A 16,489-nucleotide genomic window follows, 5' to 3' on the forward strand; every position below is an offset into this window, starting at 1 on the left:
TATGCCTCGCAAGGGTCCGGCCCCCAAGCGGCCGCTCGTACTAGATCCCGTTTACGGCTCCCCGCTGGTTACCCAGCTGATCAACAAGGTGCTGGTTGACGGTAAGAAGTCCACCGCAGAGCGCATCGTCTACGGTGCCCTCGAAGGCGCCCGCGCCAAGTCCGGCGGCGACCCCGTAGCAGCCCTCAAGAAGGCCATGGAGAACGTCAAGCCTTCCCTTGAGGTCCGCTCACGCCGCGTTGGTGGCGCCACCTACCAGGTTCCGGTTGAGGTCAAGCCGGGCCGCTCCACCGCCCTCGCCCTGCGTTGGCTGGTTGGCTACTCCAAGGCCCGCCGTGAAAAGACCATGACCGAGCGCCTCCAGAACGAAATCCTGGATGCCTCCAACGGTCTCGGTGCCGCTGTGAAGCGTCGCGAAGACACCCACAAGATGGCCGAGTCCAACAAGGCCTTCGCACACTACCGCTGGTAATACTTCCCGGACGCCGCCGGCTCAGCTGAGCCGGCGGCGAACGTGTAGTCCATCCGAAAGGGAGACACCGTGGCACAGGACGTGCTTACAGACCTTAGTAAGGTCCGCAACATCGGCATCATGGCCCACATCGATGCTGGCAAGACCACCACCACCGAGCGCATTCTGTTCTACACAGGCGTGAACCACAAGATCGGCGAAACGCACGACGGCGCTTCGACCACTGACTGGATGGAACAGGAGAAGGAACGCGGCATCACCATCACGTCTGCCGCCGTGACCTGCTTCTGGGACAACAACCAGATCAACATCATTGACACTCCCGGCCACGTTGACTTCACCGTAGAGGTTGAGCGCTCCCTGCGCGTCCTCGACGGCGCCGTTGCCGTGTTCGATGGTAAAGAAGGTGTTGAGCCGCAGTCTGAGACCGTTTGGCGCCAGGCTGACAAGTACAACGTTCCGCGCATCTGCTTCGTCAACAAGATGGACAAGCTCGGCGCTGACTTCTACTTCACGGTAGACACCATCATCGGCCGCCTTGGTGCCAAGCCGCTGGTTATGCAGCTGCCGATCGGTGCCGAGAACGACTTCATTGGCGTTGTGGACGTCCTGGAAATGCGTGCGCTGGTCTGGCCCGGTGACTCCAAGGGTGACGTCACCATGGGCGCCAAGTACGAGATCCAGGAGATCCCCGCGGATCTGCTGGAGAAGGCCAAGGAATACCGCGCCGCTCTCGTTGAGACGGTGGCTGACGCTACCGAAGAGCTCATGGAGAAGTACCTCGAAGGTGAAGAACTCACCATCGAGGAACTCAAAGCCGGCATCCGCAAGATGACGATCAATTCCGAGCTCTACCCGGTCTTCTGTGGCTCCGCGTTCAAGAACCGCGGCGTTCAGCCGATGCTTGACGCCGTCGTTGACTACCTGCCGAACCCGCTCGACGTCCCGCCGATGATCGGTCACGATCCTCGCGACGAAGAGAAGGAACTGACCCGCGCGCCTTCCTCCGAGGAGCCGTTCTCGGCTCTGGCGTTCAAGATTGCGACCCACCCCTTCTTCGGCCAGCTCACCTTCATCCGCGTGTACTCCGGTCACGTCGAAGCCGGTGCTCAGGTGGTCAACTCCACTAAGGGCAAGAAGGAGCGCATCGGCAAGCTGTTCCAGATGCACGCCAACAAGGAAATGCCTGTCGAAGGCGCTACCGCCGGCCACATCTACGCAGCGATCGGGCTGAAGGACACCACCACGGGTGACACCCTGTGTGACTCCAGCAACCAGATCGTACTCGAGTCCATGAGCTTCCCGGAGCCCGTGATCTCGGTTGCCATCGAACCGAACACGAAGGGTGACCAGGAGAAGCTCTCTCTGGCCATCCAGAAGCTCTCCGCTGAGGACCCGACCTTCCAGGTCTCCCTCAACGTGGACACCGGTCAGACCATCATCGCCGGCATGGGCGAGCTTCACCTTGATATCCTGGTGGACCGCATGCGCCGCGAATTCAAGGTAGAGGCCAACGTCGGCAAGCCGCAGGTCGCTTACCGCGAAACTATCAAGAATGTTGTTGCGCGTCACGACTACACGCACAAGAAGCAGACCGGTGGTTCGGGCCAGTTCGCAAAGATCCAGATTGCCATCGCGCCGTTGGACACGTCCGACGGCGAGCTGTATGAGTTCGAGAACAAGGTCACCGGTGGCCGTATTCCGCGCGAGTACATCCCGTCGGTTGACGCCGGTATCCAGGATGCACTGAACGACGGCGTCCTGGCCGGCTACCCGGTTGTCGGCATCAAGGCGACGCTGATTGACGGTGCCTACCACGATGTTGACTCTTCGGAAATGGCGTTCAAGATTGCCGGCCGTATGGCTTTCAAGGAAGCCGCACGTAAGGCAAACCCCATCCTGCTCGAACCGCTGATGGATGTAGAGGTCCGCACCCCTGAGGAATACATGGGTGAAGTTATCGGTGACCTCAACTCCCGCCGTGGCCAGATGCAGTCCATGGAAGATGCACAGGGTGTCAAGGTCATCCGTGCGCACGTCCCGCTGTCCGGCATGTTCGGCTACATCGGTGACCTGCGTTCCAAGACCCAGGGCCGCGCTGTGTATTCCATGACGTTCCACAGCTACGCCGAGGTCCCGAAGGCATTTGCCGACGAGATCATCCAGAAGAACCGCGGCGAGTAGTCTTTCGGACTTTCGCAGCAAAAAACTCGGGTGCGTTTCCGGTTGACGGAAGCACACCTGGTGCAGGTGGCCGGGTCCCGGTTAGATGCAGTCCGGTCAAGCCGGGCGCCGGCCACCTGCACGAACAGGCTCGAGGGACTAGTATTAGTTCCTGAATCTGCAATTTCACCAATCCAAAGCCCCCCAAGTAGACTTGCCTGAGTTTCTGCCGCGATAAGCGCGGTTGAAGGGTAAGTCATTTGAAAACGTTCTAGGAGGAACCTGTGGCAAAGGCAAAGTTCGAGCGGACTAAGCCGCACGTTAACATCGGCACCATTGGTCACGTTGACCACGGTAAGACGACGTTGACGGCCGCCATTTCCAAGGTGCTGTATGACAAGTACCCGACTCTCAACGAGCAGCGCGACTTCGCGTCTATTGACTCTGCTCCCGAAGAGCGTCAGCGCGGCATTACCATCAACATCTCTCACGTTGAGTACCAGACCGAGAAGCGCCACTACGCACACGTAGACGCTCCGGGTCACGCTGACTACATCAAGAACATGATCACCGGTGCTGCCCAGATGGACGGTGCAATCCTCGTGGTTGCCGCCACTGACGGCCCGATGGCTCAGACCCGCGAGCACGTTCTGCTTGCCCGCCAGGTTGGCGTTCCCTACCTGCTGGTTGCGCTGAACAAGTCGGACATGGTTGACGACGAAGAACTGCTGGACCTCGTTGAAATGGAAGTTCGTGAGCTGCTTTCTGCTCAGGGCTTCGATGGCGACGACGCTCCCGTTGTTCGCGTCTCCGGCCTGAAGGCTCTCGAAGGCGACCCGGTTTGGGTCAAGTCCATCGAGGACCTCATGGAAGCGGTTGACGAGAATGTCCCGGACCCGATCCGCGACAAGGACAAGCCCTTCCTGATGCCGATCGAAGACGTCTTCACCATCACCGGTCGTGGCACCGTTGTGACGGGTCGCGCCGAGCGCGGTACCCTCGGCATCAACTCTGAGGTTGAGATCGTCGGCATCCGTCCGGTTCAGAAGACCACCGTCACCGGTATCGAGATGTTCCACAAGCAGCTCGACGAAGCATGGGCCGGCGAGAACTGTGGCCTCCTGCTCCGCGGTCTGAAGCGTGATGACGTAGAGCGTGGCCAGGTTGTTGTCAAGCCGGGTTCCATCACCCCGCACACCGACTTCGAGGCCAACGTCTACATCCTCTCCAAGGACGAAGGCGGACGTCACAACCCGTTCTACTCGAACTACCGCCCGCAGTTCTACTTCCGCACCACGGACGTAACCGGCGTTATCACCCTGCCGGAAGGCACGGAAATGGTTATGCCTGGCGACAACACTGAGATGACCGTTGCGCTCATCCAGCCCATCGCCATGGAAGAGGGCCTCGGCTTCGCTATCCGCGAAGGCGGCCGCACCGTTGGTTCAGGACGCGTTACCAAGATCATCAAGTAATTACTTCTTGAGCACGGAGCTGATGGCCGTCTGACAACCTGACGCGAAGTTTGGAACAGCCCCGCTGCTAGTGCAGCGGGGCTGTTCTTTGCTACAGTTAATCCAATCACTGGATTAACTGTGCAGGCAGGCCTGCCCTTTGGAGAGGGATCGCCGTGAGGGACGAATCTTATGAAGCGGGCTACCGCGCCGGTCACCTTCAAGGGTGGCTTGACGCCGTGGCCAAGCTTCAGGCGTCCGGCCAGCCAAGTCCGGGGGCCACGCAATCGCCAAGTTCTGCCGACGCCGACTCACGGCTGGGGGAGGGCCCGCCCCTGGGGCAGCGTACGACGGCGGCAGCCAGCAGTGTGCCCACGCCGGCCACGCCAGTGCCCGCCGACGTCAGCATCTCCCTGGTGCCGGCGTCGCCTTTGGCGCCCTTATCGTCGCCGTCGCCCACCGCGTCGGTGCCACCGAGGATTCCGCCGCAGTCTCCGGCCGCCTCGTTCCAGACATTTCCGGAGACACCGGCTGAGCGCCAGGCCCGCCGTGAAAAGCGTGACCGGCAGAACATCAACATCACGCTGTACGTGGCCAGCCTGCTGCTGGTGGCTGCCGCAGCACTCTTCATCGGCACCAGCCTTCCGCCCATGTTGCGCTTTGCCGGCGTCTGCGCGGTCACGGCGCTTTTCTATGGCGCGGGATTTGTACTGCACGCCCGGGTCCCGCGGCTGAAGCCTGCTGCCGTGGCGTTCACCGGTACCGGGCTTGCCCTGGTTCCTGTGACCGGGCTGGCACTGTACAACTTCGCATTGCATCACGGCCCGTCCGCCTGGCTGATCACGTCGCTGATCGGTACCGCGGCTTATGTTGCGGCGGCGGTCCGGCTGGAGAGCAGGGTTCTCGTGTACCTTTCCTTCACGTTTGTGGCCTCCACAGCGTTCTCCGGCGTTTCAATCCTGGGTGGCGCGCTCGTCTGGTATTTCGCTGCGCTCATAGCCGTCGCCGTGCTGCTAACTGGCATTGCCCTTGCCCGGCCGCGTTGGCTGCCGCCGGTGTATATCAGGCCGCTGATGGTCCTGCACCCGTTGGTGGTTCCGGCCGTTGCCGTCGCCGCGACCTGCGTGCCGTTGCACTTGGACAAAGCTGAGTACGCGCTGGTCATCGGCATGTGCGGAGTCTATTTTGCCCTTATGGCCGCTGTTCCGGGGCGGTTCCGGCTGATCAACTTCTATGCGGCACGGGCCGCCCTGACTGTAGCTGCCGCCGTCGAGATGTGGCACCTGACCGGCCGGGGGACCGATGCCCTGCTCGCCGCCGGCGTACTGTTCGCCGCCCAGGCAGTGGGGCTGGCGTTCCTGTCGGCCAGGCTGACGGGCTGGTTTCGCCAGCAGCAGGCAGGCTCGTCCGCCGCCGGCAACAGCCCAAACGCCGCTGGAGAACGCTGGCAGGTTGATGCCCGGGCGACGTTTGCTCTGCAACTCGCTGCCGCCACGGCGTTCAGCGTTCAGGAGACCGCTGTCGGCTTCTTCCGCGCTATGGACGGCTACGGTTCAGTCGCAGCGGGTATTACGGTGCCGCTGTGGGTGCCGGTGGCATTATCGTTGGCCACGGGCATGGTACTGGCAGCCAAGTGGGCCGGCCGGGCCGAATGGGCGCCAGTGGCCGCACTGGTCTTGGCCGGCATAGTTTCGCCTTCGATGGGCGCGTGGCCGCTCGCCGGAATGCTGCTCGCCGCGGCCGGCTTCTGGGCGATCCGGGGGGTTTTCGCGGCAGGTGATTTCCGCGGCCGGTTGGTTCTGGGGTCCCGGTTGGCCCTTACCTGCGCGGTCCCCGTAACTGTCGCGGCCGTGATGGATGACGGCCCCGGGCGGGCCGAGGCGTCCGTGTTCGCGCTGTTGCTGGCACTCGTGTGCCAGCAACTCCTGACGGCGCTGCTGGAACGCGCGGGCGTGCGGACGTTTGCGCCGGAGGCAACCTTGGGCGTCTTCGGTGCCGGGGGTGCACTGGTTCTGGTCGGGATGCCGTTCATTGAGACCTCGCCGGACTACGGCCTGACAGCCGTCTGCGTGATCATCCAGCTTGCTGCCGCTTTTGTCATCGGAGCCGTGGTGGTTCCACGGCCGGCTACGGAACCGGACTGGGTTGCAACGGTGTGGGAGGCCTTGCCGCTGGGTATGTCCGTGGTCGCCGCGACGGTCGCGTTCCAAGCCGTTTCACAAGGCGCCGGGAACCTGGCGTTGTTGTTGGTGGTTGCATATCTGCTCATCACTGCGGTTCGTCTGCCCCTGCGCCAACACCGCTGGGCCTACTGGTGGTTCGCCAGGGCGGCAGCCACCGTACTTGCCCTGACAGCTTTTCACCAGCTGCGGCGGGACGGCGGCCCGGTGGTCATCGCGGACGAAGTGGTCCACCCGGCAACGGTCCTGGTGACCGTGCTGGCACTCCAGCTGTGCTTTCCGCTGGTGGCTGCCGTCCGCCGTCGTGCTCCCCGCGGGATTCTTGCTGACGCAGGCGCAGTGCTCCTTCTCCAGTTGGCCGGCATTGCCAGCCTCTTGCAGTCAGGTTCCGCAGACTGGCAGGAAACGTACGCTGCAGGACTCGTGGCCCTAGGCGCGGCGGCCTCGGGGTACTTCCTTCGCAGAGTGGCGGGTGCAGTCTGGTTGGCTCCGTTTGCATTTGTTGTGCTGCTGGTCTTCAGCGATGGCGATCTACTTCGGGTGGAACTGATCCTGGGTATCTTCGCGGTCTACTCCACGCTGATGGTGGTGGCAGAGCAACGGCGGGCCAGGAAGGGCTGGTACTTTGTGGCGGCCCGCGTGCTGACGGCAGGCCTCGCGGTGGTCCTCAGCTACGACGTCACCGCCTCGCCCACAGTGGTTTCGGTGACCTTTGCCCTGGTGCTCGCGGCCCAGCATGCCGTCCGCTGGGTGATGCGCTCACGGCTGGCTGACATCCCTTTCCAGCAGGCTGCAGTCTGGATCACCCTGGCCGGGCAGGCATTGCTGCCGCTGGTCTACGTGACGAGGCCGGGCGGCGTCGGGCTGCTGGCGCAGGACGACGACGGCGGCCGCTGGGTGGTGTTGCTGGAACTGCTGTTGCTGTTGGTCTCTGCTGTGGTGGCCAGGAGACTCTTCAGTGCCTACGGAGCCCGTTACTTCGCTGTGTATACGGCACTGTTCGGCGTCCTCGCCCTGGGCCCGCTGTTCACGTTCGACGGGACGTTCCTTGTGACCGCGGTGCTGAGCCACACCGGCACTGCCGTGACGCTGCTGGGTGGTGCGCTGCTTGCAACCGCTGCCGGCATCCTGCGGCACCGGCAGAACGCCGGCCGGCAGAACGGGCTTACTCAGAACGGGCTCACTCAGAGCGGGCATGAGCAGAATGGTCACCAACAGACCGCTGGCGACGCGGACGTCGAGCACTGGCTCTGGCTGGTTACCGCCGGCTCGTTTGCCGGTGTTGGGCTGCTGATCTCGCCGTTGGCGGCCGACTGGGTGACGGGAGCGGCTGTCCTGGTCCTGTCAGCCGTGTGCTTTACCGCGTCGCATATCGAGGATCTGCCGGTGCTGTATCCGCCGGCAGCCGTGGCCGCGCTCGGCGGGTCCGTCGCCTTGGCGGCGGAGGCGTATCAGGATGTCCCCGGCGTCTGGGACGGATTCCTGCCATGGCTGACCGGCGCGGGCGTGGCTTCGGCCGCCCTTTATGCCGTGCGGCTCATGCGCAGCGGCCCGTTGCAGGCCGAGCCGGTGCGTCGTTGGTCGCTTGCCGGTGCGGCGTTCCTCGGCCTCGTGCTGGTGGTCTTCGTCGGAATCCGGCACGATGCAACGTCCTGGACGGCGGCCGCCGTGCTGGCCGCCGCCATCGGGGTGTCCTACAGGGAGGCACCCGCAAGGGCGCGACGGATCGCCCTCGAAGTGGGTGCGTTGCTCCTCACCGTAGCCATCCAGCGCGCTGCCATCTTCGAACTGGACGCGCCTGAGGATCGCACGGGCCGGCTATTGACCGATCTTCCCAGTCCCTTCTGGGTTGTCCAGTGGTACGTGGTCCTGGCCGCTGTCCTCGGTGGCTTGCGCTACTTCGCCGGCAACCAAGCTGCCGGCCGGTTCCTGGTGGGCGCGGCCTCTGCGTTGCTCTCGCTGAGCGGCCTGGGCATAGTGTTCGGCGGGAACGCTGGGCAGCAGCTGTGGGTCCTGGTGCTCCTCGCCCTGCTGCTCATGGCAGGCCTTGGACTGGGGGAACGGCTCTTCGTCTGGTGGGGCGCGGCAGGGGTGGCCGCCTGCATTCTGTGGGCCATGCGGCAGTACACGTTCCTGCTGTTGGCGTTCATCGCTGTGGGGCTGATCGTCTTTGCCGTCTGGCGGCTGAACCGTGGAACGGCCGGTCAGGCGCCGGAGGCGGGACCAGAGGTGACCCCGGGTCCTGAGTCCAGCCCGCCGTCCCACGACCGCAGGGAACCTTCCCGCCGGCACTGATACTGTTGCTGACAGCGAGAGGAGTACATCATGGAATGGCTGATTTTTCTGATCATCGTGGTCGCCGTGGTCGCCGGAGTTTTCTGGGCCAAGAAGCATTTCCGCACCGAGATTGACCGCGCCAAGCGCATCAACCGGGCAAACAAGGACAAGTAGCAAGGCCACTGGGCCTCAGCCGGCAGGAGTGTTCGCCGGTGTTCAGCCGGGCTGGCCTTCGCCGGCCAGTGATTTCCGCGCCTGACTGAGCGCCCGGTACCAGTAGAACGATTCCTTGGGTGTGCGCTCCAGGGTGTCGAAATCCACGTGCACCAGGCCGAAGCGCTGTGAATACCCCGCGGCCCATTCAAAGTTGTCCATCAGGGTCCAGACGTAGTACCCGCGGAGGTCCACGTCGTGGGCAATTCCGCCCGGAGCCGTCGCCTCCAGGGCGTGCCGCAAGTGGCCCGCGATGTAATCGATCCGCTGCTGGTCTTGGACGGGGCCGGTGACATGCTCGGGTTCAGGGAAGCTGGCACCGCTTTCGGTGATGTAGATCGGCGGCAAGGCATCCCCGTAGCGGTCCTTCAGCTCGCGCAGCAGGAATCCCAGGTGCTCCGGAGCCACCGGCCAGCCGAAGCCTGTGGTGCCGTACTCGTCGAACGGCATCTGGTGGGCAGGTATCCGGACCATGGCTTCCGCTGGCACCGTAAGGTCTTCGCCGGTGCCCTGCCCGGCTGCTACCTTCACGGGCTGGTAGTAGTTCACGCCGTAGAAGTCCACGGGCTGATGGATGGTGCGCAGATCGGCGTCGGAAATCTTGCCGAACGACGGCAGCCACGGCTTGGCAAACCGCAAGGAGCGGGGGTACCGGCCCAGGAGGACCGGATCGGCATAGATCCGGTTCAGCATAATGTCGAAGACTTTCGCAGCGGCCCTGTCGGCAATTTTCCGCGTTGCCGGCTGGACGGGGGAATGCAGGTTGGTCACGCCAATTCCGCCGCGGACCCCTTCCGCCCGCAGTGCCTGGGTGGCCATGCCATGCGCCAGCAGTTGATGGTGGACAGCAGGAAAGGCATCAAAGAGGAGATCCCGTCCGGGGGCATGGACGCCCAGCGCATAGCCGTTGAGGACTACCGAGGCTGGTTCGTTGAGGGTTACCCACTTGTCTACGCGATCACCAAAACGCCGGCCGGCCTCGCCTGCGTACTCAGCGAAGCGTTCGGCGGTGGCCCTGTTCATCCAGCCGCCACGGTGCTCCAAGGGCAGTGGCGTATCCCAGTGGTAGAGGGTGGCCATGGGGGAGATGCCGGCTTCGAGCAGCTGGTCGATCAGGCGGTCGTAGAAGTCCAGGCCCTGTTTGTTGAATGCACCGCGGCCGTCCGGCTGGATCCGCGGCCAGGAGATGGAAAAGCGGTAGGAATCCACGCCGAGGTCCCGCATCAGAGCCACATCTTCGGGCGAGCGGTTGTAGTGGTCGCAGGCCACTGCTGGGGAGTGTCCATCGATGATGGCGCCGGGTTTCTCCGCGAAGGCGTCCCAACCGGAGGGACCCCGTCCGTCAGCGGAGAGGGAGCCTTCGATCTGGAAGGCGGCCGCGGCAACACCGAGGGTAAACGAGCTGGGCAGTCGGTCGGCCAGATCCTGGACGGAAACGTCATTTTCGACGGTCATTCCCCCATCATCCATTCGGATGTTGCCGAAGGCAATGACCACAGGCCGTGCAGGGCCCGAATGCGCACTGGGCCGGAGGGGGGAGGTGTCAGCCTGCAGATTCGCTTCTGGGCATAATATCCGGCATACTAGATGAGTTGTTCAAGCGCTTCTTCGTGTCCCGATCCGGATAATGCCGGGTGCCAGGGTCCAAGTGGAAGCCCAAACATAACCCACTCCCCATGGAACTGCGGATTTGTATGCGTGCTAAGCGCGACACGCCCGACCGCGGGGGTCGGTTACGTCGGCAGGCTGAGGAACCCGGATTCATCCGGATTCAGCTTGTGCGGCGGGTGGTAGTTCAGACTTCAAATGCTTCGGCAGCCACATGCAACAAGAAAGTGAACAGAGCAGCCCTCACCGGGAGCAGCACTAACTGAAAGAGAGTCAGGCGACATGGCGGGACAAAAAATCCGCATCCGGCTGAAGTCATATGACCACGAGGTCATTGACTCTTCAGCACGGAAGATCGTTGAGACGGTCACGCGCGCAGGCGCAACGGTAGTTGGCCCCGTGCCGCTGCCGACGGAGAAGAACATTTACTGTGTTATCCGCTCTCCGCACAAGTACAAGGACAGCCGCGAGCACTTTGAAATGCGCACGCACAAGCGTCTTATCGACATCATCGATCCCACGCCGAAGGCTGTTGATTCGCTTATGCGTCTCGACCTGCCGGCCGACGTGAACATCGAAATCAAGCTGTAGGGAGGTGCTGAGAGACTATGACCGCAACCCGTAACGTAAAGGGCCTGCTGGGCACGAAGCTCGGCATGACCCAGGTCTGGGACGAGAACAACAAGCTCATCCCCGTCACTGTGGTCCAGGCAGATTCGAACGTCATCACGCAGCTGCGCAACGCAGACACTGATGGCTACGTAGCTGTTCAGATCGGCTACGGCCAGATCGATCCCCGCAAGGTCACCAAGCCGCTGGCTGGTCACTTTGAAAAGGCAGGCGTCACGCCTCGCCGCCACGTCGTCGAACTGCGCACTGCAGATGCTGACACTTATGAGCTGGGCCAGGAGCTTTCTGTTGAGCTCTTCGAAGCCGGCCAGAAGATCGACGTTATCGGCACCACCAAGGGTAAGGGCTTCGCCGGTGTTATGAAGCGTCACGGCTTCCACGGTGCTCCCGCCTCACACGGTGCTCACAAGAACCACCGTAAGCCCGGTTCAATCGGTGGCGCATCCACCCCGAGCCGCGTCTTCAAGGGCATGAAAATGGCCGGCCGCATGGGCGCCGTTCGTCACACCACGCTGAACCTCACGGTTCACGCAGTTGACGTCGAGAAGTCGCTGCTCCTGATCAAGGGTGCCGTCCCCGGCGCCCGCGGCCAGGTCGTACTCGTACGCACCGCCGTGAAGGGAGCCTAGTTCAATGACTAGCACTGTCAAGGTTGACCTGCCTGCAGAGATCTTCGACGTTCAGACCAACGTGCCGCTGCTGCACCAGGTCGTCGTAGCCCAGCTCGCTGCTGCTCGCCAGGGTACCCACAAAACCAAGACCCGCGCCGAAGTTTCCGGTGCAGGTCGCAAGCCGTTCAAGCAGAAGGGCACCGGCCGCGCCCGTCAGGGTTCAATCCGTGCTCCTCACATGACCGGTGGTGGCGTAGTCCACGGTCCCACACCGCGTGACTACAGCCAGCGCACCCCCAAGAAGATGATTGCTGCTGCACTGCGCGGCGCACTCTCTGACCGGGCACGCAACGGACGCATCCACGTTGTTGCCGAACTGGTGGAGGGCACCAAGCCGTCCGTCAAGAACGCACTGGCAACGCTGCGCGGAGTTTCCGAGCGCAAGAACCTGCTGGTTGTCATCGAGCGCGCCAACGATGTTGCAGCACTTTCCGTGCGCAACCTCGCCGGTGTTCACGTTCTGTACGCAGACCAGCTGAACACCTACGACGTACTCGTCTCTGACGACGTTGTCTTCACCAAGGCTGCCTACGAAGCATTCGTTGCTGACCGGGCAGTAGCAAAGAACGAGGAGGATGCCAAGTGAGTGCAGCCACCATCAAAGACCCGCGCGACGTCGTGCTTGCACCCGTCGTATCGGAAAAAAGCTACGGCCTGATCGATGAGGGCAAGTACACCTTCCTGGTGGACCCCCGCTCGAACAAGACCGAGATCAAGCTGGCCGTGGAGAAGATTTTCTCCGTCAAGGTCGAATCGATCAACACCATCAACCGTGCCGGTAAGCGCAAGCGCACCAAATTCGGATGGGGTACCCGCAAGAACACCAAGCGTGCAATTGTGAGCCTCAAAGAAGGCACCATCGACATCTTCGGCGGTCCGCTCTCGTAGCGGAGACCACTTTAACGAGGAAATAAATTATGGGAATCCGTAAATACAAGCCGACTACCCCAGGCCGTCGTGGCTCGAGCGTAGCGGACTTCACCGAAATCACGCGGTCGACGCCGGAAAAGTCGTTGGTACGTCCGCTGCCCAAAAAGGGCGGCCGTAACAACTCCGGTAAGATCACGACCCGTCACAAGGGTGGTGGCCACAAGCGCCAGTACCGTCTGATCGACTTCCGTCGCCACGACAAAGACGGCGTCAACGCCCGCGTTGCCGAAATCGAGTACGATCCGAACCGTACGGCTCGCATCGCCCTCCTGCACTACGTTGATGGCACCAAGCGTTACATCATCGCGCCGAACAAGCTCTCCCAGGGTGACGTCGTTGAGGCAGGTTCCGGTGCTGATATCAAGCCCGGTAACAACCTGCCGCTGCTCAACATCCCGGTTGGTACCGTAATCCACGCAGTTGAACTGCGTCCGGGTGGCGGCGCCAAGATGGGCCGCTCCGCCGGCGCATCGATCCAGCTTGTAGCAAAGGAAGGCCGCTTCGCCCAGCTGCGTCTGCCTTCCGGCGAAATCCGCAACGTTGACGTGCGCTGCCGCGCAACCGTCGGCGAGGTCGGCAACGCCGAGCAGTCGAACATCAACTGGGGTAAGGCCGGCCGCATGCGCTGGAAGGGCGTTCGCCCGACCGTCCGTGGTGTCGCGATGAACCCGGTTGACCACCCGCACGGTGGTGGCGAGGGTAAGACGTCCGGTGGACGTCACCCCGTCAACCCGAACGGTAAGCGGGAAGGCCGCACCCGGCGTCCCAACAAAGAGAGCGACAAGCTTATTGTTCGTCGCCGTCGTACTGGCAAGAACAAGCGATAGGAGCCTGGACACATGCCACGCAGCCTGAAAAAAGGTCCTTTCGTTGACCAGCACCTCTTTGTAAAGGTGGACAGGGAAAACGAAAAGGGCACCAAGAACGTCATCAAGACCTGGTCCCGCCGTTCGATGATCATCCCCAACATGCTTGGGCACACGATCGCCGTACACGACGGACGCAAGCACATTCCGGTGTTTGTCACTGAGTCGATGGTCGGGCACAAGCTCGGCGAATTCGCTCCCACGCGGACATTCCGCGGCCATGTCAAGGACGACCGTAAGGGCAAGCGCCGCTAGGCGCCTGCACTTACGTCAAAGACGAGAGAAGGAAAGCAATGGAAGCCAAGGCAATTGCGCGTCACATCCGCGTAACGCCTATGAAGGCCCGGCGCGTCGTCAACCTTGTTCGTGGTAAGCAAGCGAATGAGGCTCTGGCAATTCTGAAGTTTGCCCCCCAGGCAGCTTCGGAGCCGGTATTCAAGGTAGTACAGTCGGCAATCGCAAACGCCCGGTCCCTCGCGGACCGCGACGGTGTTTCGTTTGACGAAAGCGACCTCATCATCAGCGAAATGTTCGTTGATGAAGGCCCGACCATGAAGCGGTTCCAGCCGCGTGCTCAGGGTCGTGCATTTCAGATCAAGAAGCGCACCAGCCACATCACTGTGGTAGTCGCTACACCTGAGAAAGAGGAGGCTCGCTAAGTGGGACAGAAAGTTAACCCGCACGGGTTCCGACTCGGCATCACCACCGATCACGTATCGCACTGGTTCGCTGACAGCACCAAGCCCGGACAGCGGTACAAGGACTTCGTTCGCGAAGACATCCGTATCCGCCAGCTCATGTCAGTTGGCATGGAGCGCGCCGGTATCGCCAAGGTTGAGATCGAGCGCACCCGTGACCGTGTCCGCGTGGATATCCACACGGCACGTCCCGGCATCGTTATCGGCCGCCGCGGCGCTGAAGCAGACCGCATCCGCGGCGAGCTTGAGAAGCTGACGGGCAAGCAGGTCCAGCTGAACATCCTCGAGGTCAAGAACCCCGAGATGGAAGCACAGCTTGTTGCCCAGGGCGTTGCTGAGCAGCTGACTTCCCGCGTGGCTTTCCGCCGTGCGATGAAGAAGGCCATGCAGTCCGCTCAGCGTGCAGGTGCCAAGGGCATCCGTATCGCCTGCTCCGGTCGACTGGGTGGCGCAGAAATGTCCCGCTCGGAGTTCTACCGCGAAGGCCGTGTGCCCCTGCACACCCTCCGTGCGAACATCGACTACGGCTTCTACGAGGCCAAGACCACCTTCGGCCGCATCGGCGTGAAGGTCTGGATCTACAAGGGTGACGTCACCGCCAAGGAACTGGCTCAGCAGGCAGCTGCTGCTCCGTCCCGTGGCCGCGGTCCCAGCGACCGTCCGGGCCGCCCGGGTGGCGCCGGCGGCGCTGACCGTGGTGACCGCCGCCGTCGTACCGACCGTCCGGCAGCAGAGGCAGCTCCGGCTGCCGAGGCTCCGGCAGTTGAGGCTGCACCTGCTGCAGTAGAAGGAGGACAGGCTTAAATGCTTATCCCACGTCGAGTCAAGCACCGTAAGCAGCACCACCCGGGTCGTTCCGGCGCTGCTACGGGCGGCACCAAGGTCTCCTTCGGTGAGTGGGGTATCCAGGCTCTGAGCCCGGCATACGTCACTAACCGTCAGATCGAGTCTGCCCGTATCGCGATGACCCGCCACATCAAGCGTGGCGGGAAGGTCTGGATCAACATTTACCCGGACCGTCCGATCACCAAGAAGCCGGCCGAAACCCGCATGGGTTCCGGTAAGGGTTCGCCGGAATGGTGGGTCTCAAACGTCAAGCCGGGCCGGGTTCTCTTTGAGATCTCCGGCGTCGAGGAATCGGTAGCTCGCGAGGCCCTGCGCCTGGCAATCCACAAGCTCCCGTTGAAGGCACGCATTTTGCGTCGCGAAGGTGGTGAATAGAAATGTCAGTAGGATCCAAGGAACTTGCATCCGCACAGCTGGACACGTTCGACAACGAGCGACTCGTTGAAGAACTCCGTAAGGCTAAGGAAGAGCTGTTCAACCTGCGTTTCCAGTCCGCCACCGGTCAGCTGGAGAACCACGGTCGTCTGCGCGCGGTAAAGAAGGACATCGCACGCATCTACACCGTTCTCCGTGAGCGCGAGCTGGGCATTCGTGCCGAGGTTGCCGCACCGGTTGTGGAAGCCAAGGAAGAGAAGAAGTCCAAAAAGGCTGCAACCAAGAAAGCCGAAACGGCTGAAACGGTTGAGGCCGAGGAGGATGCCAAGTGAGTGAAAAGGACGAGAACGTGACGGAAACTGTTTCCGCAGCAGCTACGGCTGGCGAACGCGGTGACCGTAAGACGAAGCGTGGCTACGTAGTCTCGGACAAGATGGAAAAGACCATCGTTGTCCAGGTAGAAGACCGCGTAAAGCACGCTTTGTACGGCAAAGTCATCCGCCGCAACACGAAGATCAAGGCTCACGACGAAGAGAACAGCGCCGGCATCGGCGACCTCGTTCTCCTCGCCGAGACCCGCCCGCTGTCCGCTACCAAGCGGTGGCGTCTGGTCGAGATCCTCGAAAAGGCCAAGTAACACCCCGCAGCCTGCTTGCAGGTACTGCACCGGAAACCCCCGTTCCCTTTTGGGAGCGGGGGTTTCCGTATTTGGCGGCGGTTGAGCTGTCTGGGTGTGCCACGCGGAGCAGGTTTTTGGGGGACGGCCGACGGCGGGACGCCAGGTTTCCGGGGGAACGGCACCGCCGGCGGGCCGAAAGCGTGCCTTGCGTGACGCCGTCGTCCGCGTTTGCATCAGGACGCTCTCTCACTTAATGCGGGAAATCCCCGGACGCTCTCTCACTTTTCTTATGAAAGTGAGAGAGCGTCCGCCGAAAAGGCGCATTAAGCCTGTATGCCCCTTGCGGGGCGCCCGTTCCGGGCTGAAAATGTGCCTGTGGTCGCCTGTCGACGCCGTAGTCACTATGGTTCTTTCAGTCCGTCATTAAGCCGGGCGCCGGGGATCACGCCGTGGGCCCTTCACTGTTTCCTTTTACCGAGAACGAGGA

Annotated in this window: 17 protein-coding genes; 16 read left to right on the plus strand and 1 reads right to left on the minus strand. The window is 62.3% G+C overall.

The genetic code is table 11. The annotated features are described in order from the left end of the window. Position 1 precedes the first annotated feature (1 nt). From rpsG to NG697_RS21030, 5 genes are all read left to right on the plus strand, one after another. A complete protein-coding gene (gene rpsG / locus NG697_RS07330; protein ID WP_011692813.1) occupies positions 2-472 on the plus strand; it encodes a 30S ribosomal protein S7 in 471 nt (156 codons plus the stop codon). A gap of 69 nt (positions 473-541) precedes the next feature. Then, the gene (fusA, locus tag NG697_RS07335) at positions 542-2,656 is read left to right on the plus strand and encodes an elongation factor G (protein ID WP_252608609.1); all 2,115 of its coding nucleotides are present in this window, start codon (positions 542-544) and stop codon (positions 2,654-2,656) included. Positions 2,657-2,919: 263 nt separating this feature from the next. Continuing rightward, a complete protein-coding gene (tuf, locus tag NG697_RS07340) occupies positions 2,920-4,110 on the plus strand; it encodes an elongation factor Tu (protein WP_160673126.1) in 1,191 nt (396 codons plus the stop codon). Positions 4,111-4,265: 155 nt separating this feature from the next. After that, positions 4,266-8,564, plus strand: a complete 4,299-nt coding sequence (locus NG697_RS07345) for a hypothetical protein (protein ID WP_252613918.1) — start codon at positions 4,266-4,268, stop codon at positions 8,562-8,564. 30 nt (positions 8,565-8,594) lie between these two features. After that, on the plus strand, positions 8,595-8,720 hold the full coding sequence (locus NG697_RS21030; RefSeq protein WP_256468624.1) for a hypothetical protein: 126 nt from the start codon (positions 8,595-8,597) through the stop codon (positions 8,718-8,720). Between the two features lie 42 nt (positions 8,721-8,762). Here the strand turns inward: NG697_RS21030 and NG697_RS07350 are convergent, their stop codons facing one another. Next, entirely contained in the window at positions 8,763-10,214 is a 1,452-nt protein-coding gene (locus tag NG697_RS07350; RefSeq protein ID WP_252608631.1) for a GH1 family beta-glucosidase, read from the minus strand. A gap of 435 nt (positions 10,215-10,649) precedes the next feature. Between NG697_RS07350 and rpsJ the strand changes: the two genes are divergently transcribed. The 11 genes from rpsJ to rpsQ are packed head-to-tail and all read left to right on the plus strand — an operon-like array spanning position 10,650 to position 16,020. Beyond that, complete coding sequence (rpsJ, locus tag NG697_RS07355; RefSeq protein WP_024366135.1) at positions 10,650-10,958, plus strand: 30S ribosomal protein S10; 309 nt, start codon at positions 10,650-10,652, stop codon at positions 10,956-10,958. A 17-nt stretch (positions 10,959-10,975) separates the two neighbouring features. Beyond that, the gene (rplC, locus tag NG697_RS07360; protein ID WP_056344391.1) at positions 10,976-11,626 is read left to right on the plus strand and encodes a 50S ribosomal protein L3; all 651 of its coding nucleotides are present in this window, start codon (positions 10,976-10,978) and stop codon (positions 11,624-11,626) included. 4 nt (positions 11,627-11,630) lie between these two features. Continuing rightward, complete coding sequence (rplD, locus tag NG697_RS07365; RefSeq protein WP_056344389.1) at positions 11,631-12,254, plus strand: 50S ribosomal protein L4; 624 nt, start codon at positions 11,631-11,633, stop codon at positions 12,252-12,254. Beyond that, positions 12,251-12,556 carry a 50S ribosomal protein L23 gene (gene rplW, locus NG697_RS07370; RefSeq protein ID WP_018773664.1) on the plus strand — a complete coding sequence of 102 codons (306 nt, stop codon included), beginning with the start codon at positions 12,251-12,253 and terminating at the stop codon, positions 12,554-12,556. The genes rplD and rplW overlap by 4 nt, the downstream gene beginning before the upstream one ends. Before the next feature lie 29 nt (positions 12,557-12,585). Next, positions 12,586-13,425: a 50S ribosomal protein L2 gene (gene rplB / locus NG697_RS07375; protein WP_056344386.1), complete on the plus strand. Its 840-nt coding sequence runs from the start codon at positions 12,586-12,588 to the stop codon at positions 13,423-13,425. Positions 13,426-13,437: 12 nt separating this feature from the next. Then, positions 13,438-13,719: a 30S ribosomal protein S19 gene (gene rpsS / locus NG697_RS07380; protein WP_056344384.1), complete on the plus strand. Its 282-nt coding sequence runs from the start codon at positions 13,438-13,440 to the stop codon at positions 13,717-13,719. A gap of 38 nt (positions 13,720-13,757) precedes the next feature. After that, the gene (gene rplV / locus NG697_RS07385) at positions 13,758-14,123 is read left to right on the plus strand and encodes a 50S ribosomal protein L22 (protein ID WP_056344381.1); all 366 of its coding nucleotides are present in this window, start codon (positions 13,758-13,760) and stop codon (positions 14,121-14,123) included. Next, on the plus strand, positions 14,124-14,966 hold the full coding sequence (gene rpsC, locus NG697_RS07390; RefSeq protein WP_056344378.1) for a 30S ribosomal protein S3: 843 nt from the start codon (positions 14,124-14,126) through the stop codon (positions 14,964-14,966). Next, positions 14,967-15,383 carry a 50S ribosomal protein L16 gene (rplP, locus tag NG697_RS07395; RefSeq protein WP_056344375.1) on the plus strand — a complete coding sequence of 139 codons (417 nt, stop codon included), beginning with the start codon at positions 14,967-14,969 and terminating at the stop codon, positions 15,381-15,383. A gap of 2 nt (positions 15,384-15,385) precedes the next feature. After that, positions 15,386-15,715, plus strand: coding sequence for a 50S ribosomal protein L29 (gene rpmC, locus NG697_RS07400; protein ID WP_252569497.1), 330 nt, complete (start codon positions 15,386-15,388; stop codon positions 15,713-15,715). Then, positions 15,712-16,020, plus strand: a complete 309-nt coding sequence (gene rpsQ / locus NG697_RS07405; protein WP_056344371.1) for a 30S ribosomal protein S17 — start codon at positions 15,712-15,714, stop codon at positions 16,018-16,020. The genes rpmC and rpsQ overlap by 4 nt, the downstream gene beginning before the upstream one ends. Positions 16,021-16,489 lie beyond the last annotated feature (469 nt).

This window comes from Pseudarthrobacter raffinosi, assembly GCF_023913835.1.
Taxonomy (GTDB): Bacteria; Actinomycetota; Actinomycetes; order Actinomycetales; family Micrococcaceae; genus Arthrobacter; species Arthrobacter raffinosi.